The sequence below is a fragment of the Streptococcus urinalis 2285-97 genome, assembly GCF_000188055.2.
Lineage (GTDB): Bacteria > Bacillota > Bacilli > Lactobacillales > Streptococcaceae > Streptococcus > Streptococcus urinalis.
Window position 1 is genome coordinate 109663 of the sequence record NZ_AEUZ02000001.1, and the last position, 20709, is coordinate 130371.

The window sequence follows — 20709 nt, forward strand, 5'->3', positions numbered from 1 at the left end:
TTGGTGATACATTAGAAATAATGTATGATAAACATCATTAAGAACACTCATAATTTCCATCCCCAAAAAGAAATTATGTTGAACGTTAAGAAGGGTCCCCTCCCAGCATTAACGTGATAATAATTACCCCCTTAATTATTATCAGTTAAACATCATCTTCCCCAAAGGTGGTGTTTTTAATTTTTGCATAGAAAAAAAGCTAGTTTCATTTGAAACTAGCTTTTAGTTACTATTAATTGTTAAGAGCAGCAGCCATTGTTGCAGCAACTTCTGATTCAAAATCATTAGATGCTTTTTCAATACCTTCACCAACTTCAAAACGAGCAAATGCAACTGCTTTTGCGTTTACTGAGTCAAGGTAAGCTTCAACTGTTTTGCTGTCATCCATAATGTAAACTTGCGCAAGTAAAGTATAAGCTTGGTCCACTTTAGTGTTATCAAGCATGAAGCGATCCATTTTACCTGGAATAATTTTATCCCAGATTTTTTCTGGTTTGCCTTCTGCAGCAAGTTCAGCTTTGATATCTTCTTCAGCTTTAGCAACAACGTCATCAGTTAATTGTGCTTTTGATCCATATTTTAAGAATGGAAGTGCTGGTTTATCAACCATAGCACGACTTTCATTGTCAAGTTCGATAGCATGGTTTAATTGTGCTAATTCGTCATGAACAAATTGAGGGTCTAATTCTGTATATGAAAGTACAGTTGGTTTCATTGCAGCGATATGCATTGAAATTTGTTTTGCTAATGTATCGTCTCCACCTTCAATAACTGAAATAACACCAATGCGACCACCATTATGTTGGTATGCACCAAAGTGTTGCTCGTCAGTTTTTTCTAAAAGAGCAAAGCGACGGAATGAAATTTTTTCACCGATTGTAGCAGTAGCATTAACATATGCATTTGCTAAAGTTTCACCACTTGGCATGACAAGAGCAAGTGCTTCTTCGTTGTTAGCTGGTTTACCTTCAGCGATTACTTTTGCAGTTTCGTTAACAAGGTCAACAAACTGTGCATTTTTGGCAACAAAGTCTGTTTCGGCATTAACTTCAACAACAGCAGCTGAATTACCATGAACATAAACACCAGTTAAACCTTCAGCAGCAACACGGTCAGCTTTTTTAGCAGCTTTAGCCATACCTTTTTCGCGAAGCAATTCAATTGCTTTGTCCATGTCACCATCAGTTTCAACAAGTGCTTTTTTTGCGTCCATAACACCAGCACCAGATTTTTCACGCAATTCTTTAACAAGTTTTGCTGTAATTTCTGCCATGAGAGTTCTCCTTATAAATATAATAGAAGATCTAAGATTGTCATCTATAGCTTCTTTTGTTATTTCAAATAAATTGTAAAAAATAACGAGACAGAGCGGTTTGCTTTTCTGCCCCGTTAGTGATTAAAATTGTGATTATTCGTTTGAACCTTCAACAACTTCAACGATTTCTTCGATTGAATCAGCTTTTCCTTCTGTTTCAAAATCTGCACCTGCATCTTCACCTTGACGGCCTTCGATAACAGCATCTGCTAATTTAGCAGTGATTAATTTAACAGCACGGATAGCATCGTCATTTGCTGGGATGATAACATCGATATCATCTGGATCAGCATTAGTATCAACCATTGCTACAACAGGGATACCAAGTTTTTTAGCTTCTTTAACAGCGATTTGTTCTTTATGTGGGTCTACAACGTACATAACGTCTGGGATACGAGGCATATCTTCGATACCACCTAAGAATTTTTCAAGACGTGCACGTTGTTTGTTAAGAAGTGCAACTTCTTTCTTAGGTAAAACTTCGAAAGTTCCTTCTTCTTCCATACGTTTAATTTCTTTCAAACGAGCGATACGTTTTTGGATAGTACCCCAGTTTGTAAGAGTTCCACCTAACCAACGGTGGTTAATGTAGAATTGACCAGCACGAGTAGCTTCGTCTGCAACTGCTTCAGCAGCTTGTTTTTTAGTACCTACAAATAAGATAACAGCATCGTTAGCAGCTGCATCACGAACGAATTCGTATGCTTGATCAGCTAATTTTACAGTTTGTTGTAAGTCGATAACATGGATACCATTACGTTCAGTAAAGATGTATTTTGCCATCTTAGGGTTCCAGCGACGAGTTTGGTGACCAAAGTGAACACCAGCTTCAAGAAGTTGTTTCATTGAAATTACTGCCATGAGTAGTTTCTCCTTTAAAATGTTTTTTTCCTCTCTTAAACGTCGACTTGCAAGCTAACCAAATTGGCAACAAGCTCACAATTGATTTAAGATGAGTATTTGCCGATAACACGACTTTGCAAGTATAACATAAAAATTGAAAAATAACAAGTTTAACAATGGTTTTTAGAGATAAAAAAAGCCTGAAAAAACAGGCTTTCTATTATTGTCGAATAAGGTAATCAAATGCACCAATAGCGGCGGTAGCCCCCGAACCTAATGAAATTACAATTTGTTTATAGGCAGAATCAGTACAGTCACCAGCGGCAAAAATACCATCAATATTTGTTGAACCATATTTATCGACAATAATTTCACCTCGCTCAGTTAAATTGATTCCGCTATCTTTTAACCAAACAGTATTTGGGACTAAGCCAATTTGAACAAAAACGCCTTCTAAAGCAAGATGTTCTTCTTTTCCAGTGTCACGGTCTGCGTAATTAATACCTTCTACATGCTCATTACCCACAATCTCTTTAGTGGCAACGTTTGTGATAACACTAATATTTTTTGTTTTTGCAACACGTTCTTGTAAAACACGGTCAGCTTTTAATTCTGGTAAGAATTCTAAAATATAGACATGTTTTGCAATTCCTGCTAAATCAATAGCTGCTTCTAAGCCTGAATTTCCACCACCAATTACAGCGACGTCTTTTCCTTCAAAAAATGGGCCATCACAATGCGGACAATAGGTAACACCTTTGTTGCGAAATTCCTCTTCTCCAGGAACATTGATGTTACGCCATTTGGCACCTAAAGCTAAGATGGTCGTCTTAGCATGTAAGGTAGCTCCGTTAGCTAAACTAACCTCAATATCATCTTTTTTAGTGATAGCGGTAGCTAATTGTGACTTGATGATATCAACTTGATAAGATTTAGTGTGCTCTTCTATTTGTGCCATTAGTTTTGGACCTTCGGTGTATAAAGTTCCAATCATGTTTTCGATACCAACAGTATCCATAACTTGTCCACCGAAAGTTTCTGCCAATAATCCAGTCTTAAGTCCTTTTCTAGCAGCGTATATGGCAGCACTATTTCCTGCTGGACCTCCCCCAATAACAAGGACATCATAAACACCTTTATCTTCAAAAGCATCTTGTGAAAGAGGGCCACTTATTTGTTCAAGTAATTGTTCTATGGTAGCACGACCTGATGTAAATTCTTCACCATTCAAATAAACCGTCGGAACAGACATGATATTTTTTTGGGTTACCTCATCCTGAAACATGCTTCCTTCAATCATTGTGTGTGAAATGTTTTTATTTAAAACAGACATGATGTTTAATGCTTGAACAACATCAGGACAATTATGACAAGTTAAGCTAGCATATGTTTCAAAATGGAGTTTCTGATCAATTGCTTTGATACGGTTGACAATATCCTGTTCAATTTTTGGTGGTCTTCCAGAGACTTGTAAAAGTGCTAAAATAAATGATGTGAATTCATGTCCCAGTGGAAGCCCTGCAAATCCAACACCGCTTTCATTGTCTTTTTGATTGATAGTGAAACTAGGTTGACGGCTTAATGTCGTCTCTTCCATTGTAATACGATTGGACATGTCAAGGATTTCATTGATAAAATCTTTTACTTTTTGTGAGTTCTCATCATTACCCAAATCAGCTTTTATAACGATATCAGATTCTAATAGATCAAGGTATTGGCCTAATTGCTGTTTAATTTCATTATTTAATGCCATTGAAATCCTCCTTTGAAATCCTGTTTATTATATTTTACCAACTAGGTCTAGGCTAGGAGTTAAGGTTTCAGCCCCTTCTTTCCATTTAGCAGGGCAAACTTCACCTGGATGTTTACGAACATATTGGGCAGCATGAATTTTATCAATCAATGTACTTGCATCACGTCCGATACCATCTGCATTGATTTCCATCATTTGGATAACGCCATCTGGATCAATGATAAATGTACCACGTTGAGCCAGGCCATCTTCCCCTAAAACGTCAAATTGTTGAGAAATGGTATGAGAAGGATCACCTATCATAGGATATGTGATTGTTCCAACAACATCAGAATCATCATGCCAAGCTTTATGTACAAAGTGAGTATCAGTTGAAACAGAGTAAACTTCAACACCTAAAGATTTTAAAGTTTCATATTGTTCTTGCAAATCTCCTAGTTCAGTTGGGCAAACAAATGAAAAATCAGCTGGGTAGAAGCAAAAGACTGCCCATTTCCCTTTAACATCCTGATCAGTAACTGTAATAAATTTACCGTTATGATATGCTTGTGCTGAAAACTCAGCAATTTCTTTTCCTACTAATGACATTTCTATGTCCTCCTTTGAAATTTATTAAAGTCATTATAAAAAAACTAGATTTAAAAGTCCAAAATAAAAAAGCTCAATTTCCTTTGTTTTATTACTATTTATCTGACAATTCATAGTTTTAGAATAATTAGTTATTTAAAATGATTATAAATAATGAAAAAAATACCCTCCAATATAAAGTATCTATAATATTAATTTATTAGAAAATATAATTAAATTAAAAATTGTTTTTCTTATCAATTTTTTAAAAGAACGATAAATAGATGATAATTGTAGACAGTATGTCGAAAAAATAAATTTACTATTCTTAAATGATATAATCATAGTCCTAATTTTGTCTTGACTAATTGTTGTAATTAAGTTAAAATGATTACTGTTGTGGCGGTATAGCCAAGTGGTAAGGCACGGCTCTGCAAAAGCTTGATCGTCGGTTCAAATCCGTCTACCGCCTTTTTAAATACTTTTAGTCAATTAAAGACATTGAAAAAACCTTGTTCAAACAAGGTTTTTATTTTTTTGAACAGATAAAAAAAGTTAAAAATAAAAATAATTTTGGGCGAATTTGGGGCGAGACTAAATTGTTCCGAAACTATTTTTGATCATTCTATTGAATAACCCGTTAATACAAATCAAAAAACTAGTAATGAGATTAAATTAATTGCTGAAGAAGGAGAGTTTACTCTTGAAGTTCAAGAAATTAATGTAAGACGTTCACCAAACTTAAAAGGTGAGATTGCAGCAAGCTATAAAAAAAGTCAGACTGTTAAATACGATAGTAAAATCTCAGCAAATGGTTACCGTTGGATTAGCTATTTAGGAAAATCTGGAAATAGAATTAATATTTGAGGACATTTGAAATAAAACAAAGCAGTTCAAATAATTATTGAACTGCTTGTATTAATGGTTGTCAGGTCTTAATCTGGTAATTTGTTCATTGTTCATTACCACACATTTTGATTTCAATCATGAAAGGTTGTGACTCTCACTTGTTTTCAATATAAACAAAATAGTATTTGTCATTATAATCAATGACAGAATGATATATTGGTTAAATCAATTATTTCATTATTAAATAACTAAATGGATTTTTTTCGTTCTTTAATTAGTAATTCCAGCTCATCCAAATCTTCAAGAGTTGCATTATTCCTGATAAAACTTCGGGCACTAGACCTCTTAGTTAAATAATTACGATGTTCTCTATTTTTAGCATTCCAATTTTTACATGCTTTTTGTTGGGGTGTTAATGCTTTTTCCATAGTTATCTCCAAATTAAATAAACGATTAGTGAGATGACAACAATCCAAGCTAATAGTGCTTTCCAATCAAATGGCTGTTTTATGATTCTAAACTTTACTTTCATATAATAGTTTGATATAGTTAAGACAAATCCCCAGGTTGGGGAGGATAGTCGTTTGACTATCCGATTTCAATTTTCCACTCAAGTATTAAAAAAATATAGGTTTAAGCGGACCATTAATGATTTTTTAATACTTGGTGGTTTTAGTTTGTCTTTTCTATCTTATTCCTTTCTATCAATTTATTATACAATATAAAATCCATATTATTAACAATTATTTAAAAAAATAAATAAAAATTAATAAACATTAATAAAAAAATGAGATTAGCAGTTAAGCATTACCACTATTAATGATTATAAGCGATGTGGACTTACGAAAGAAGATCTTAATGAAAATAAGTAACATTATTAGGGCTTTCCTTAAATATTAAATGAACTATGCAAATAGTCATGATTAACCGTCTAATATTTATGACATATGATATACATTTCGACAATTAACTAATGACATTGAAAAAACCTTGTTAAATCAAGGTTTTTATTTTTGTATATATATAGTAAGTGTAAGCTAAAATAGTTCTTTTGTTTGAGCTTAACTATTTTTACTTCTGAAATATGTTGATTAGTCTGAAAACTTGTTCGCTAGTATTTTCTAGGTTATTTTTAGCAACTTCTGGTTTGAGAGCCTGTTCTAGTGTTGTAATGTCTCTTAAAATAGGGAAAAAAGCATCAATACCAGCTGTATGACACCTATTAGCTTCAGCTGTTACTATTCCTGAAAAAGCAATCACAGGTTTATTGAAGGATTTTGCAAGTTTGGCGATGCCGATAGGTGCTTTTCCCATGCTAGTCTGAGAGTCAAGTTTACCTTCTCCAGTTATAACAATATCTGCTTTTTCAAGATAAGTCCTAAGGTTTGTTTTTCTTAAGATGAGATCAATTCCTGATTCTAAGGTCGTCTTAAAAAAAGCCATAAACGCAAAACCTAACCCCCCAGCTGCACCACTACCTGGTGTATTTGAATATATCAATTTTACATCTTGGTTAACTAAATGTGCATAATTTGCTAGCCAAGTATCCATTTTTAAAATCATTTCAGGATTTGCTCCTTTTTGAGGGCCAAAGACACGGCTGGCTCCATTATTTCCTGTTAAGGGGTTAGTGACATCACTAGCGATACTAAAATCACATTCTTTCAATTCAGGAATAGCAGTAGTGATATCTATTTTGTGGAGTTCTTTAAGTCCTAGAGCACCACGCGAAACAGCTTTATCATTTTTATCTACAAGTGTAAAGCCAAGGGCTTGAAGCATACCAATACCACCATCATTTGTAGCACTACCACCAATACCTATGATGAAATGTCGAGCACCTTTTTTGATCGCATCTTTTATTAATTCCCCTAGTCCATATGTTGTTGTCAATAGGGGATTTCGGTGTTCTGTGGCAATCAGAGTTAGTCCTGAAGCAGTTGCCATTTCAATGATAGCTGTTTTTTGATGTTCAATAAATCCATAAGTAGCCGAAACTTTTTGGCCAAGTGGACCTGTCACAGTCTTTGTTATGATTTTTCCACCCATATCTTGAGTCAGTGCTTCAACTGTTCCTTCACCACCATCTGCGATTGGTCTAACAATAATTTCAGCGTTAGTATCAGCTTTTAATATGCCTTTTTTTATAGCTAAGCCAGCATCAAGTGATGATAAGCTTCCTTTAAAAGAATCAACAGCTATCACAATACTCATCATTTTCTCCTTAATTTGAAAAAACTTCAGAAAAATCCGAAGTTTCTAGTTAGCTAAGATATCTGTATAAGTTTCATCTTTTTCAAAAAGTTTTTGTGCATATGAACAAGTTGCGCTGACTTTTATTTGATTGAGTCGTGCTTGAGACACAACTTGGTCAACTAATCGACGTGCAATACCTTGACCTTGATAGTTTGAATCAACGATAGTATGATTGATTGTCCAAATGCCATTATTAGCTATAAAAGTGCATTCTCCAATTTCTTTATTATCATCTAAAGCAATAGCTCGCTGATTTGTTTTATCAAAAAGTATAGAAATCATAAGTCCCTCCAAGTGATTATGGCATCACTAAATTAAGTCCAACGGTTGTTAGAGTTCCCATAAGAATACCAGCTAAAATAACGCCAAGCATTACTGCAATAACACTCTGTTTAAATTCCCAATCTAAAATACTAGCAGCTAAGGTACCCGTCCAGGCACCTGTTCCAGGAAGTGGAATACCAACAAAAAGAATCAAGGCAATAAAGAGTCCTTTTTCACCAGCGGTAGCTGCTAATTTTTGACCACCACTATGTCCTTTTTTCAAGCACCAAGTAAAGAATTTACCAATGTATGCTTTGTTTGCTCCCCACTCTAAAACTTTGCGTGCAAAAAAGAAAATAATTGGAACAGGAAGCATGTTACCGATTACTCCTATAGCTAAAGCTTGCCACATAGGAATACCAGTTGCAATGGCGTAAGGCACAGCTCCTCTTAATTCAACAAGAGGAATCATTGAAATTAAAAATGTAATGAGATAATTCATAAATTATTGTAAAAAAACCTTTCGTCATATATCCAACTCTATTTTATCTTAGAATGAAAAGGAATACAACTGATAGTTAACAAGTAAAAATATCTGATAATAAAATAACATTAGAAAAAGTATTTCATTTTTAAAAAAGATAGAATTCTGCTATAATGTGATTAATAGTCAGTTTTAGTCAAAGAAAGAGAAAAGGAGTGACAAAATGCCTACAAAAAATACTTCTGATAATATTGAAGAATATATCAAAGAACTCTTGGCACAATCAGGCATAGCTGAAATCAAAAGGTCACATTTAGCGGATACTTTTCGAGTCGTTCCTAGTCAAATTAATTATGTTATTAAAACCCGCTTTACAGAGAGTAGAGGATACGTTGTTGAAAGTAAACGTGGTGGAGGAGGTTACATTAGAATAGCCAGAGTCCACTTTTCTGATAGACATCATATGTTTGGTAACTTACTAACAAATGTTAGTGATCAAGTCAGTGAACAGGTTTTCACGGATGTGATTCAACTTTTGTTTGATGAATCTATTATCAGTGAACGTGAGGGAAACCTTATCTTAGCGACAGCTTCAGATGATGTCTTGGGTGCAGACGCTCCAAAAATACGGTCACGTATGTTACGAAAAATTTTACAAAGATTAGATAGAAAAGGATTCCATCTATGAGTGATTATTCATACAAAATGCAAGAAATATTTAAACGAGCACAATTTCAAGCAGCTCGTTATAGAAGTTTATACCTTGAAACTTGGCATATATTATTAGCTATGGTAGCCGCAGAAGATTCTTTAGCAGGTCTTGTTTTTTCAGAATTTGATTCAAAATTTTCACCAGAAGAATATGAAGCGGCAGCAATTTTAGCTTTAGGTAAAGTGCCACAAGAAGTTGGTTCAGATATTCAATTAGTTCCCCAATCTAGAGCTTTAACTGAAATCTTGCGTTTCTCAGATGCTATTAGACAAATTACTGGTTCCAATGCAATTGGTTCAGAACATGTTTTATTTTCAATGCTTTTTACTCCAGATTTGTTAGCAACGAGATTGTTAGAAATCGTTGGCTTTAGAGTAAAAGATGATGGAAATAATGAGCCTCGTCTTATTGATTTACGTCGGGTTGTTGAAAAGCATGCTGGTTTTACAAAGGAACATTTAAAAGCTATCCATGAATTACGTAAACCGAAGAAAAATAAAACTGCAGGTTCATTTTCTGACATGATGAAACCCCCTATAACAGCAGGAGACTTATCAGATTTCACTAGAGACTTAACTGAAATGGCAAGACAGGGACGTTTAGAGCCAGTTATTGGTCGTGATAAAGAAGTGTCTCGTATGGTTCAAGTTTTAAGCCGAAAAACAAAAAACAACCCTGTTTTAGTTGGTGATGCTGGGGTTGGTAAAACTGCTCTAGCTTATGGTTTAGCACAGCGTATTGCAACTGGAGCTATTCCTTACGAACTTCAAGATATGAAAGTGTTAGAGCTTGATATGATGAGTGTTGTTGCAGGAACGAGGTTCAGAGGTGATTTTGAAGAACGAATGAATCAGATTATTGATGACATTGAATCTGACGGCAACATTATTCTCTTTGTTGATGAGTTACACACCATAATGGGTTCAGGGAGTGGTATTGATAGTACTTTAGATGCCGCAAATATTCTAAAGCCAGCTCTCTCTAGAGGAACACTTCATATGATAGGTGCAACAACACAAGAGGAGTATCAAAAACATATTGAAAAAGATGCGGCATTATCTCGTCGTTTTGCAAAAGTTTTAATTGAAGAGCCAAGTCTTGATGATGCTTATCAAATTTTATTGGGTCTCAAATCATCTTACGAAGATTATCATCATGTAACCATATCAGATGATGCTGTATTGACAGCAGTTAAAGCAGCAAAACGGTATTTAACCAGTAAAAACTTACCGGATTCAGCAATTGATTTATTAGATGAAGCGAGTGCGACTGTCCAAGGTCTTGTTAAAAAATCTCAAGAACCTTTGTTAAGTCCAATTGATGAAGCAATCCTTTCTGGTGACTATAAGAAAGTTGCAAAGCTTATTAAATCAACAAATGAGAAAAAAGAAAAGACACATACTCCAGTGACGTCTGAGGATATTATGGTAACGCTAAGTAAGCTTTCTGGCATTCCTCTTGAAAAATTAACAAAAGCAGATAGTCGTAAATATTTACAACTTGAAAAAGAACTCCATAAACGAGTTATTGGTCAAGATGATGCTGTTTCAGCAATTTCTAAAGCAATCCGACGTAATCAATCTGGTATTCGCACTGGAAAACGCCCAATTGGTTCTTTTATGTTTTTAGGTCCAACAGGTGTTGGTAAGACAGAATTGGCCAAGGCATTGGCAGAAGTGCTATTTGATGATGAATCAGCTTTGATTCGTTTTGATATGTCTGAATATATGGAAAAATTTGCCGCCAGTCGATTAAATGGAGCACCTCCAGGCTATGTTGGCTATGATGAAGGCGGTGAATTGACAGAAAAAGTAAGAAATAATCCTTATTCAGTCTTACTCTTTGATGAAGTTGAAAAAGCACATCCGGATATTTTTAATGTCCTTCTACAAGTTCTTGATGACGGTGTCTTAACAGACAGTAGAGGTCGTAAAGTTGACTTTTCAAATACCATCATTATCATGACAAGTAATCTTGGGGCAACAGCAATTCGAGATGATAAAACAGTTGGCTTCGGTGCGAAAGATATTTCATTTGATCATTCGGCGATGGAAAAACGGATTATGGAAGAACTTAAAAAAGCCTATCGACCAGAATTTATCAATCGTATTGATGAAAAGATTGTATTTCATAACTTATCTGAAACAGATATTAAAGATATTGTTAAAATCATGGTTCAACCCCTTATTAGTAATCTAGCAGAAAAAGGTATTAGGCTAAAATTTCAACCTTCTGCTCTAAAACATCTGGCTCAAGATGGTTATGATGTTGAAATGGGTGCTCGACCACTGAGAAGGACAATCCAAACACAAGTAGAAGATACGTTATCAGAATTGATTCTTTCACAAGAAATAAAAGCTGGAGATAGCTTAACAATTGGTGTTTCAAAAGGAAAATTAAAATTTACATATTGAGAAAAAAGCTTATTAAAAATAAGCTCTTTTTTCTTGACTATTTTTGACCAAGTGATAAAATAGATACAGAAATTAGCACTCGTTACTAAAGAGTGCTAGATACTAGAAATTATTGGAGGTCTAAACATGTTAAAACCATTAGGTGATCGTGTTGTCGTAAAAATTGAAGAAGAAAAAGAACAGACAGTTGGTGGCTTTGTTTTAGCAGGTACTCATAAAGAAGATACTCAAATCGCTACTGTTGTAGCGGTAAGTGAGACTGGTATAAGGACACTAACGGGCGAAGTTATTCCGACTGATTTAACAGTCGGCGACAAAGTTGTATTAGCAGTAGGAAGTGGCCTAACTGTAAAAGATGGCGATGAAACAGTGACAATCGTTAGAGAATCAGATGTTTTAGCTGTTTTAGCTTAAAACATTAAATTGAAAAAATAGAGTAAAGAAGGAATTAGATATGGCAAAAGATATTAAATTTTCAGCAGATGCTCGTTCAGCAATGGTTCGAGGTGTTGATATGCTAGCAGATACAGTCAAAGTAACCTTAGGTCCCAAAGGGCGTAATGTTGTTTTAGAAAAAGCATTTGGTTCACCATTGATCACAAATGATGGTGTCACAATTGCCAAAGAAATTGAATTAGAAGATCATTTTGAAAACATGGGTGCTAAGTTGGTTTCTGAAGTTGCATCAAAAACTAACGATATTGCTGGTGACGGAACAACAACAGCAACTGTTTTAACACAGGCAATTGTCCGTGAAGGGCTTAAAAATGTCACTGCTGGAGCAAATCCAATTGGAATCCGTCGTGGGATTGAAGCAGCAACAGCAACCGCTGTTTCAGAATTGAAAGCTATCGCACAACCTGTATCAGGTAAAGAGGCAATTGCTCAAGTAGCTGCAGTTTCGTCACGATCTGAAAAAGTAGGTGACTATATTTCTGAAGCAATGGAACGTGTTGGTAATGATGGTGTTATCACTATTGAAGAGTCACGTGGTATGGAAACAGAATTAGAAGTTGTTGAAGGAATGCAATTTGATCGTGGTTACTTATCTCAATATATGGTAACTGACAATGAAAAAATGGTTGCTGACCTAGAAAATCCATATATCTTAATCACTGATAAGAAAATCTCAAATATCCAAGATATTCTTCCATTGTTAGAGGAAGTCTTAAAAACAAATCGTCCATTTTTAATCATTGCTGATGATGTTGATGGTGAAGCACTCCCAACCCTAGTTTTAAATAAAATTCGTGGAACATTTAATGTCGTAGCTGTTAAAGCACCTGGATTTGGTGATCGTCGTAAAGCGATGCTGGAAGATATTGCCATTTTAACAGGTGGAACAGTTATTACCGAAGATCTTGGCCTTGATTTGAAAGATGCTACAATGGAAGCACTTGGTCAAGCAGCACGCATTACAGTTGATAAAGATAATACAGTTATTGTTGAAGGAGCTGGTAGTACAGAAGCCATTTCAAATCGTGTAAGTCTTATCAAATCTCAATTAGAAACAACTACTTCTGACTTTGATCGTGAAAAATTACAAGAGCGTTTAGCTAAGTTATCAGGTGGTGTGGCAGTGATTAAAGTTGGTGCTGCAACAGAGACAGAATTAAAAGAAATGAAATTACGCATTGAAGATGCTCTAAATGCAACACGCGCTGCTGTTGAAGAAGGAATCGTAGCAGGTGGTGGAACAGCACTTGTCAATGTTATTGAAAAAGTTGCTAGTTTGGAACTTGATGGTGATGATGCAACAGGACGAAATATTGTTCTTCGTGCTCTAGAAGAACCAGTTCGTCAAATTGCCTACAACGCTGGTTTTGAAGGTTCTGTCATTATTGATAAATTGAAAAATAGTCCTCTAGGTACTGGTTTTAATGCCGCAAATGGTGAATGGGTTGATATGATTGAAACTGGAATTATTGATCCAGTAAAAGTGACTCGTTCTGCTTTACAAAATGCCGCATCAGTTGCTAGTTTGATTTTGACAACTGAAGCAGTTGTTGCTAATCAACCAGAACCTGCAGCACCAAGTATGCCAGCAGGAATGGATCCATCTATGATGGGTGGAATGATGTAAAAAAGAAGCAATTAATTGCTTCTTTTTGTTTTTTACAATAAAAAAGCCCATCTAGGGATGGACTCTTTCGAAAAAGAAAAGTTTTAATTTAGGAGTAAAGATAGTATAGGAAATTTTTCCTAAAAAAGCTTAAGCATAAAAAGGTATATTTAAAATTAAAAAGTAATATTATTTAAGTTTTCTTTAAGTAAGCCTGGTTATACTATATTTATCCTAAAATTTTTCATAAAATCTCCCGAAAACACCTGACTTTTTAAGACCAGGTGTTTTCTTGTCTTTTCCTAAGCATCTCAATTAGCTTTTTGTTATAATGAGAGTGATTGGAAAAGAAAGTGAGAAATGATATGAAAAAACTATTACAACGTAAATCAATCAAAATCGTTGCCATAGTTACTGCTATTATTGCAGTCCTTTTAATAGCATGGGGTGGTTTTTATTATTCAAAAGCCAATCAAATGAATCGTTTTATTAATGCTTACAAAAAATCAAATGGAGATACTTTTGAAAATATTAAAGAGTATCTTGTTTGGTCTGATACCAAAAAACAAGTAACAAATGATGAAGCTCAATTTGCCAACTACAAACATTTGACTTCAAGCCAGGCCGATACTCTTAAAACGGAACTAAAATTAGCTCAATCCGGTGATGACAGGTATATGGTCAGTGTCGGTAGACGATTTTTCATTTTTCCAGATTATCGTGTAGCTATTAAACCTATTTCTTTAACTCTGAAAACAAATGTTCCAAATGTTGATATTCTATTGAATCAAAAAAAAGTTACCACTTCTAATTCTGAAGATTTCAGTACTAAAGTCAATCATATTCCTAAGGCTAATTATACTGCAAAATTATCTGGACAATATAAAAACCAGGCTATTGAAGTCAGCAAAGATTTTGATGGTGAAAATACAACTCTTGATTTGACAGTAACATTTAAAAATTTCACCGTCACCAGTAATTTGGGTGAGGGAGAGCTTTATTTTGATAAAACACGTATTGGTAGTTTAAAAGAGGGACAGTATCAAGTAAAAGAGTATCCCTTAACAGATTCTGCAAAAGCTTATGTGGAGAAAAACTTTTCTGATGGTTCATTATTGTCAGAGAAAAAAGATATTTCAAGTATTGATGATAATGCGACAGTTTCTTTAGATGCAACAAATCTATTGAATAATGAAACTGCAGGACAACAGTTAGTAACTATCTTTAACCAACTTATTCAATATGTTAACAGCGGTCAAGATGCCGCAAATATAGAATCCATTTTTGAAGGTGGGACGTCAAATCCATTTTATATAGGTCTAAAAGATAGTGTTAAATCAAGGATGAGTACTGATAGTCGGAAGGCTTCAAGTTTTAATATTCCAAATATCAATCTAACAAGTCTGACTCAAATAGGTAAAAACAGCTATCAAGTTAACTTCACCGCTGTCTATGACTTCTTTTATGATAAAGCAACAGATTCTGAGAAAGGAACAATTGGTCATGTTGTTCAGGATATTTCAGGACAATTAGTATTAAAAAAATCTGGTCAGTCTTATATTGTGACACAAAAAGGCCAACAAGAACTAAATGTGACAAAAGAAGATAACCAAGTTAAAGCTGAAAGTGTTTTTCCAGAATCACTGATTGGGACTTGGACTGGAACTCAGAATGAATTAGAAGTGGAAATGACTTTTGCAAAAGACGGGACGATTACTCGTAAAATCCATCAAAAAGATGGGAAAATACCTGATGAGACCAAGACTGCTAAAGTAACCTCGCTTGAAGATAAAGGAAATCATAATTACCTTTATCATTATGATTCGTGTACTGACACAAGTGCCTTTATTACCAGTGGAATTGGTGGTGCTGGTGTTAAATATGCTTATGGTATACAGATTAATGATCAAAAAATTAAAATTATTATCTGGCAAACAAGTATCAATTCAGACTTTAACTATGATAAACCAATGACTGGTCCCGAACTTAGTAAGAAATAAAAAAAGAGCATATCCTTGTGGTATGCTCTTTTAAAAGTAAGTAGCTAATATTTTTTCAAATGAATCTGAGATTGCATTTACCCTAATTTTTTCAAGTGATAATGGATGGATAAAACTTAATCTATGCGCGTGTAACATTAAACGACTAGCTTTTTCAGTAGCATATAGTGGATCACCAATAATAGCATGTCTATGATAAGCTAGATGAACTCTAATTTGATGGGTGCGTCCGGTTTTTAAACGGCAATTAATCAAACTGACATGACTTCCTTTTTTAAGTAACCTGACCTCAGTAATAGCATTCTGACCGTATTTTTGATCCACGATACGTTTTCGTCTATCGTGACGGTGACGCCCGATTTTATCTTTGTAGACGACCGTTTTAGAATCAAATGGTCTTTCGGTTACTGCCCAATACTCCCGATAAATGGTTTTATTTTCTAGAAGACGATTTAAGATAGGCAAAATAAAGGGATTTTTGGCAAATAAGATGGCACCACTTGTTTCCATATCTAGACGATGAACAACATAACAAGTTTGCTTTGTATAAGCGCACACATGGTTTAATAAAGCAATCTCGTTAGGTTCATTGCCATGCGTTTTAATGCCCTCAGGTTTGTTGACAACAATCAAGTGTTCATCTTCGTAAAGACAGTCTATTTTATGACTATCTCCCCAAAGGATTTTCTTTTCAGGATAGACAGAATCTTCAAAATAAAGTTTAATCAAATCACCAGGTTTGACGACAGTTTGCCAATTAATATTGTGTCCGTTTATCCAAATATGCTTAGTTGTTCTTAGATAATGTCTGACTTTACGTGGAATGAGTAAAGAATCCTCCAGCAAAGTTTTAACTGTGGATTCAGGATATGGGTTTTGAAATCCTATTTCAAATGTCATTGTTCATTATCGCTATCATTTAACCAAGCTTGGTATTTATCCACTAAGTTGATGGCCATTTGAGTCGCAATCGCAGCAGAGAAAGCTTCAGTTCCTTCTAACTCTTCATCGGCAACTTCTAATTTCGTTTCATCGTAAATTTCTTTTAAACTTTCTGGTGATAATGTTTCTTTAAATGCATCAAATTTATTCATATCAAATATCCTCTCAAGTATACAGTCTGCTTATTAATAACAAGTCAATGTTTTTTATTTATTATACCATTATTTTTTTCATAATTTATGGAAAAAAGAAGGAAAAAAGCGACAAAAAATAGCTTTTTTAAGGTTGTTTTTTTAAGAAATTGTTATAATAAAGTATTGTTAAAAAAAAGAGTTTAAATTTGGATGAGGGAAAGAAATGAAAAGTATTACAAGATATGATGTTAGTGATGAATCTGCCTACACAGGATTAGTTGGTGCTGGTGATTTTTATTTCATTAACTTTTGTACAGGACCTGTCGGAGAGTCTATTGAAGCACAAATCAATGGTGCTTTTGATGAGTTAGAACGTCGACTTGGTTTAGTAGGATTAACATTAGAAGCAGTGGTCAAAATGGATTGCCTGTTTAGAGATATTTGGAATGTCTCTATTATGGAGAAGGTTATTAAAGAACGTTTTGATGGAAAATTCCCTGCTCGAAAATCAATTCAAACTGAGTTTGCACACAGTGGTGGTGAAAATGGAATGCAATTCCAGGTTGATGCTATGGCATACTCAAAAACCATTACTATAAAATAAGGAAAGCCGTTTAAATAACAGTTAATTTTGACATATGTATTTATTGACATTATTAAAAAAGAAATTTTTTCCTGATCGCCCACGTCATTCAAATCAAAAGGCGATCAAGAAGCATCAAGAAGAGAATTTTGAGGAAACAAAAGCGTATTCCTTTAGCCAAGAATCTAAAGAAGAACAAGTATCAAAAAATGAGTCAAGAAAAGGCTATACCAGAAGTCATTATGATACAGAAGAAAAAAAGACTTACCCAGCCTGGATTGAGACATTCAGGCATTTTGTTCCTTCTCCACAACATCCAATAAGACGTTTTTGGAGAAGATACCATATTGGGAAAATTTTAATCATTGCCATTTCATTATTTATCTTGACAATGGGGTCTTATCTGTTTTACCTTTCAAAGACTGCTAAAGTATCAGACTTGCAGTCTGCCTTGAAAGCGACAACTATGATTTATGACAATAAGAATAAATACGCAGGTAGATTATCAGGTCAAAAAGGAACTTATGTCGAATTAGACAAAATTTCAGATAATCTTGAAAATGCCGTTATCGCTACTGAAGATAGAACATTTTACACAAATAATGGTATCAATATAAAACGGTTCTTACTTGCTGTAATCACTGCAGGTCACTTCGGTGGTGGCTCAACCATTACCCAACAATTGGCAAAAAATGCTTATTTGAGTCAGGATCAGACGATCAAACGTAAAGCAAGAGAGTTTTTCTTAGCTTTGGAGTTGACTAAAAAATACAGTAAAAAAGAAATCTTAACCATGTATCTCAATAATGCTTACTTTGGTAATGGTGTATGGGGTGTTGAAGATGCTAGTCAAAAGTATTTTGGGACTAGTGCAGCAAATCTGACAGTTGATGAATCTGCTGTTTTAGCTGGCATGCTAAAAGGACCTGAAATATACAATCCTATTTATTCCATAAAAAATGCCACAGCGAGACGAGACACTGTTTTGCAGGCCATGGTAGATGCTAAAAAAATTACTCAAAGTCAAGCAAATCAAGCAAAACAAATAGGTATTGGGAATCGCTTGTCTGATAATTACATTGGTAAAACAAATGATTACAATTACCCATCCTATTTTGATGCTGTAGTCAACGAAGCCATTTCCAAATATGGAATATCAGAAAAAGATTTGGTTAACAATGGCTACAAAATCTATACAGAACTAGATCAAAATTATCAGACTGGTATGCAGACTACTTTTGATAATACTGCTCTATTTCCAACTTCTGACTACGATGGTACCACAGCACAAGGTGCAAGTGTTGCTTTAGATCCAAAAACTGGCGGGGTAAGGGGATTAGTAGGACGAGTAAGTAGTACAGAGAACCCAACTTTTAGAAGTTTTAACTATGCTACTCAGGCAAAACGAAGCCCAGCTTCAAGTATCAAACCCTTAGTTGTTTATTCTCCAGCAATTGCTGAGGGGTGGTCTATTTCTAAAGAGTTACCAAACCAAATTACTAATTTTAATGGCTATGAACCACATAACTATGCAAATTATGAATCCGAAGATGTTCCTATGTATCAAGCATTAGCAAACTCTTACAATATTCCTGCCGTGTCTGTTTTAAATCAAATTGGAATAAACAAGGCATTTACTTATGGAAATAAGTTTGGTCTTGATATGTCTAATGTTAAAAAAGAATTTGGAGTTGCTTTAGGTGGTGGTGTCGTAACAAATCCTCTTGAGATGGCGCAAGCTTATTCTACTTTTGCTAATAATGGCGTTATGCATACAGCTCACTTGATTACAAAAATTGAAACTGCAAGTGGTAAAACGGTTAAAACCTATACGGATAGATCGAAGCGCGTGATTAGTCAGTCAGTCTCTGATAAGATGACAAGCATGATGCTTGGAACCTTTTCAAATGGTTCTGCTGTTAATGCCAATGTTTATGGATACACATTGGCTGGTAAAACTGGGACAACCGAAACAGATTTTAACTCAGATCTAACAGGTGACCAATGGGTCATTGGGTACACACCAGATGTTGTCATAAGTCAGTGGATAGGTTTTAATAAAACAGATGAACATCATTATTTGACAGATTCTAGTGCAGGAACAGCATCTCAGATTTTTAGTACACAAGCTTCCTATATATTGCCATATACAAAAGGCACGCTGTTTGATGTGAAAAATGCCTATTTCCAAAATGGAATTGATCCTATTTATCGGGCAAATGATAGTACAAATGAGACGGCGACGGAGTCTAGAAGTATCATCGATGACTTGAAAGAATCAGCATCAAATGCGACGAAAAAACTCAATGATGCAGTAGACAAATCTGGTATAAAAGAAGATGCACAATCACTTTGGAATAGCATTAAAGACTACTTTAGATAACTTGCTAAAACGATAGAAGCATGCTACAATAACATCTACGGAGGGATTATGGCACAGAAAAAAGCAAGCCTAGCGTGCGTCGAATGTGGGAGTCGCAACTACTCTATCGGAGTGAGCAGTAATCCAAAACCAACGCGTCTAGAAGTTAATAAGTATTGTAAATATTGTAAAAAATATACCTTGCATAAAGAAACAAGATAAAAGAAAGGATGAAGCTCGTGAAATTTATCAGCGGCACCTTCAGATTACTGAAGGACACAACATGGCCAGACCGCAAACAACGCTGGAAAGATTTTCTTTCAGTGCTTGAATACACACTCTTTTTCACTGTTGTCATTTATATATTTGACAAAGTACTCTCAACAGGAGTTGTTAAACTACTTGATTTATTTTAATGTCATTAAGTGAACCAGCCTCTAGGCTGGTTTTTTACTGGACTAAACAACGGTAATTCATTGACACTTGTTTTGAAATCTATTATAATTTAAATGAAAAAGTCGCACAAGAAAGCCTAAGGAGGCTTTTTTATAATGAAAGGAAATGCTAATGTTAGATTCTTTTGATAAAGGTTGGTTTGTTTTACAAACTTACTCAGGTTATGAAAATAAAGTCAAAGAAAACTTACTTCAACGTGCCCAAACTTATAATATGCTTGACAATATCTTACGTGTGGAAATCCCAACACAAACAGTTAATGTCGAAAAAAATGGAAAAACGAAAGAAGTTGAAGAAAATCGTTTTCCAGGTTATGTTCTCGTTGAAATGGTGATGACTGACGAAGCTTGGTTTGTTGTTCGTAATACGCCAAATGTTACAGGTTTTGTGGGTTCACATGGTAACCGTTCTAAACCAACACCATTGTTGGAGGAAGAAATTCGTTCTATCTTAATTTCTATGGGACAAACGGTTGATGTCTTTGATACCAATATTAAAGAAGGTGACGTTGTTCAAATCATTGATGGTGCCTTTATGGGACAAGAAGGTCGCGTAGTTGAGATTGAAAATAACAAAGTAAAATTATTGATTAATATGTTTGGTTCTGAGACACTTGCAGAAGTTGAATTATACCAAATTGCCGAACTCTAAGATAAAACCGACTTACAATAAGTCGGTTTTTTAATGTCTTATTCATTTTTAAATAAAAAATT

21 protein-coding genes and 1 tRNA gene are annotated in these 20709 nt (G+C 34.7%); 12 read left to right on the forward strand and 10 right to left on the reverse strand.

The annotated features are described in order from the left end of the window. Nucleotides 1-232 precede the first annotated feature (232 nt). The 4 genes from tsf to ahpC all read right to left on the reverse strand — a co-directional run bounded on the left by tsf (nt 233) and on the right by ahpC (nt 4499). Complete coding sequence (gene tsf, locus STRUR_RS00520; protein ID WP_006739435.1) at nt 233-1273, reverse strand: translation elongation factor Ts; 1041 nt, start codon at nt 1271-1273, stop codon at nt 233-235. Nucleotides 1274-1408: 135 nt separating this feature from the next. After that, the gene (gene rpsB, locus STRUR_RS00525) at nt 1409-2176 is read right to left on the reverse strand and encodes a 30S ribosomal protein S2 (RefSeq protein ID WP_006738963.1); all 768 of its coding nucleotides are present in this window, start codon (nt 2174-2176) and stop codon (nt 1409-1411) included. 202 nt (nt 2177-2378) lie between these two features. Then, complete coding sequence (gene ahpF, locus STRUR_RS00530; protein ID WP_006740379.1) at nt 2379-3911, reverse strand: alkyl hydroperoxide reductase subunit F; 1533 nt, start codon at nt 3909-3911, stop codon at nt 2379-2381. Nucleotides 3912-3938: 27 nt separating this feature from the next. Beyond that, nucleotides 3939-4499, reverse strand: a complete 561-nt coding sequence (ahpC, locus tag STRUR_RS00535; protein WP_006739942.1) for an alkyl hydroperoxide reductase subunit C — start codon at nt 4497-4499, stop codon at nt 3939-3941. Between the two features lie 380 nt (nt 4500-4879). Between ahpC and STRUR_RS00540 the strand changes: the two genes are divergently transcribed. Together STRUR_RS00540 and STRUR_RS12070 are read left to right on the forward strand one after the other, a co-directional pair. Continuing rightward, a tRNA-Cys gene (locus STRUR_RS00540) sits at nt 4880-4950 on the forward strand. 206 nt (nt 4951-5156) lie between these two features. Then, entirely contained in the window at nt 5157-5345 is a 189-nt protein-coding gene (locus STRUR_RS12070; protein WP_406874634.1) for an SH3 domain-containing protein, read from the forward strand. 230 nt (nt 5346-5575) lie between these two features. On the opposite strand, the gene STRUR_RS00545 is transcribed toward STRUR_RS12070, so the two are convergent. The 4 genes from STRUR_RS00545 to STRUR_RS00560 form a co-directional block, all read right to left on the reverse strand. Then, nucleotides 5576-5755: a hypothetical protein gene (locus STRUR_RS00545; RefSeq protein ID WP_006739661.1), complete on the reverse strand. Its 180-nt coding sequence runs from the start codon at nt 5753-5755 to the stop codon at nt 5576-5578. Between the two features lie 643 nt (nt 5756-6398). Further along, on the reverse strand, nt 6399-7541 hold the full coding sequence (locus STRUR_RS00550) for a glycerate kinase (protein ID WP_006739306.1): 1143 nt from the start codon (nt 7539-7541) through the stop codon (nt 6399-6401). A 45-nt stretch (nt 7542-7586) separates the two neighbouring features. After that, complete coding sequence (locus tag STRUR_RS00555; RefSeq protein WP_006738397.1) at nt 7587-7865, reverse strand: GNAT family N-acetyltransferase; 279 nt, start codon at nt 7863-7865, stop codon at nt 7587-7589. Nucleotides 7866-7881: 16 nt separating this feature from the next. Further along, nucleotides 7882-8349 carry a COG2426 family protein gene (locus tag STRUR_RS00560; protein WP_006739324.1) on the reverse strand — a complete coding sequence of 156 codons (468 nt, stop codon included), beginning with the start codon at nt 8347-8349 and terminating at the stop codon, nt 7882-7884. A 205-nt stretch (nt 8350-8554) separates the two neighbouring features. Here STRUR_RS00560 and STRUR_RS00565 point away from each other — a divergent pair, with 205 nt between their 5' ends. From STRUR_RS00565 to STRUR_RS00585, 5 genes are all read left to right on the forward strand, one after another. Beyond that, the gene (locus tag STRUR_RS00565; RefSeq protein ID WP_006739555.1) at nt 8555-9019 is read left to right on the forward strand and encodes a CtsR family transcriptional regulator; all 465 of its coding nucleotides are present in this window, start codon (nt 8555-8557) and stop codon (nt 9017-9019) included. Beyond that, complete coding sequence (locus tag STRUR_RS00570) at nt 9016-11457, forward strand: ATP-dependent Clp protease ATP-binding subunit (protein WP_006740029.1); 2442 nt, start codon at nt 9016-9018, stop codon at nt 11455-11457. Before STRUR_RS00565 ends, STRUR_RS00570 begins: the two co-directional genes overlap by 4 nt. 126 nt (nt 11458-11583) lie before the next feature. Next, nucleotides 11584-11871, forward strand: coding sequence for a co-chaperone GroES (groES, locus tag STRUR_RS00575; RefSeq protein ID WP_006739058.1), 288 nt, complete (start codon nt 11584-11586; stop codon nt 11869-11871). Between the two features lie 40 nt (nt 11872-11911). Further along, nucleotides 11912-13540 carry a chaperonin GroEL gene (gene groL / locus STRUR_RS00580; protein WP_006738714.1) on the forward strand — a complete coding sequence of 543 codons (1629 nt, stop codon included), beginning with the start codon at nt 11912-11914 and terminating at the stop codon, nt 13538-13540. A gap of 344 nt (nt 13541-13884) precedes the next feature. Then, nucleotides 13885-15519, forward strand: coding sequence for a zinc ribbon domain-containing protein (locus STRUR_RS00585; protein WP_006740628.1), 1635 nt, complete (start codon nt 13885-13887; stop codon nt 15517-15519). A gap of 30 nt (nt 15520-15549) precedes the next feature. Here STRUR_RS00585 and STRUR_RS00590 read toward each other — a convergent pair whose 3' ends face one another. Both STRUR_RS00590 and STRUR_RS00595 read right to left on the reverse strand, forming a co-directional pair. After that, nucleotides 15550-16419: an RluA family pseudouridine synthase gene (locus STRUR_RS00590; RefSeq protein WP_006739688.1), complete on the reverse strand. Its 870-nt coding sequence runs from the start codon at nt 16417-16419 to the stop codon at nt 15550-15552. Then, a complete protein-coding gene (locus STRUR_RS00595; RefSeq protein ID WP_006738814.1) occupies nt 16416-16613 on the reverse strand; it encodes a hypothetical protein in 198 nt (65 codons plus the stop codon). Before STRUR_RS00595 ends, STRUR_RS00590 begins: the two co-directional genes overlap by 4 nt. Before the next feature lie 205 nt (nt 16614-16818). Between STRUR_RS00595 and STRUR_RS00600 the strand changes: the two genes are divergently transcribed. The 5 genes from STRUR_RS00600 (at nt 16819) to nusG (ending at nt 20647) form a co-directional block, all read left to right on the forward strand. Further along, on the forward strand, nt 16819-17199 hold the full coding sequence (locus STRUR_RS00600; protein WP_006738491.1) for a RidA family protein: 381 nt from the start codon (nt 16819-16821) through the stop codon (nt 17197-17199). Between the two features lie 34 nt (nt 17200-17233). Continuing rightward, the gene (gene pbp2a / locus STRUR_RS00605; RefSeq protein ID WP_006739793.1) at nt 17234-19561 is read left to right on the forward strand and encodes a penicillin-binding protein PBP2A; all 2328 of its coding nucleotides are present in this window, start codon (nt 17234-17236) and stop codon (nt 19559-19561) included. A gap of 48 nt (nt 19562-19609) precedes the next feature. After that, nucleotides 19610-19762: a 50S ribosomal protein L33 gene (gene rpmG, locus STRUR_RS11145; RefSeq protein WP_006740629.1), complete on the forward strand. Its 153-nt coding sequence runs from the start codon at nt 19610-19612 to the stop codon at nt 19760-19762. Between the two features lie 17 nt (nt 19763-19779). Beyond that, nucleotides 19780-19956 carry a preprotein translocase subunit SecE gene (gene secE / locus STRUR_RS11150; protein ID WP_081479453.1) on the forward strand — a complete coding sequence of 59 codons (177 nt, stop codon included), beginning with the start codon at nt 19780-19782 and terminating at the stop codon, nt 19954-19956. 151 nt (nt 19957-20107) lie between these two features. Beyond that, nucleotides 20108-20647 (forward strand): transcription termination/antitermination protein NusG, encoded by a 540-nt coding sequence (gene nusG / locus STRUR_RS00610; RefSeq protein WP_006740149.1) that lies wholly within the window; start codon nt 20108-20110, stop codon nt 20645-20647. Nucleotides 20648-20709 lie beyond the last annotated feature (62 nt).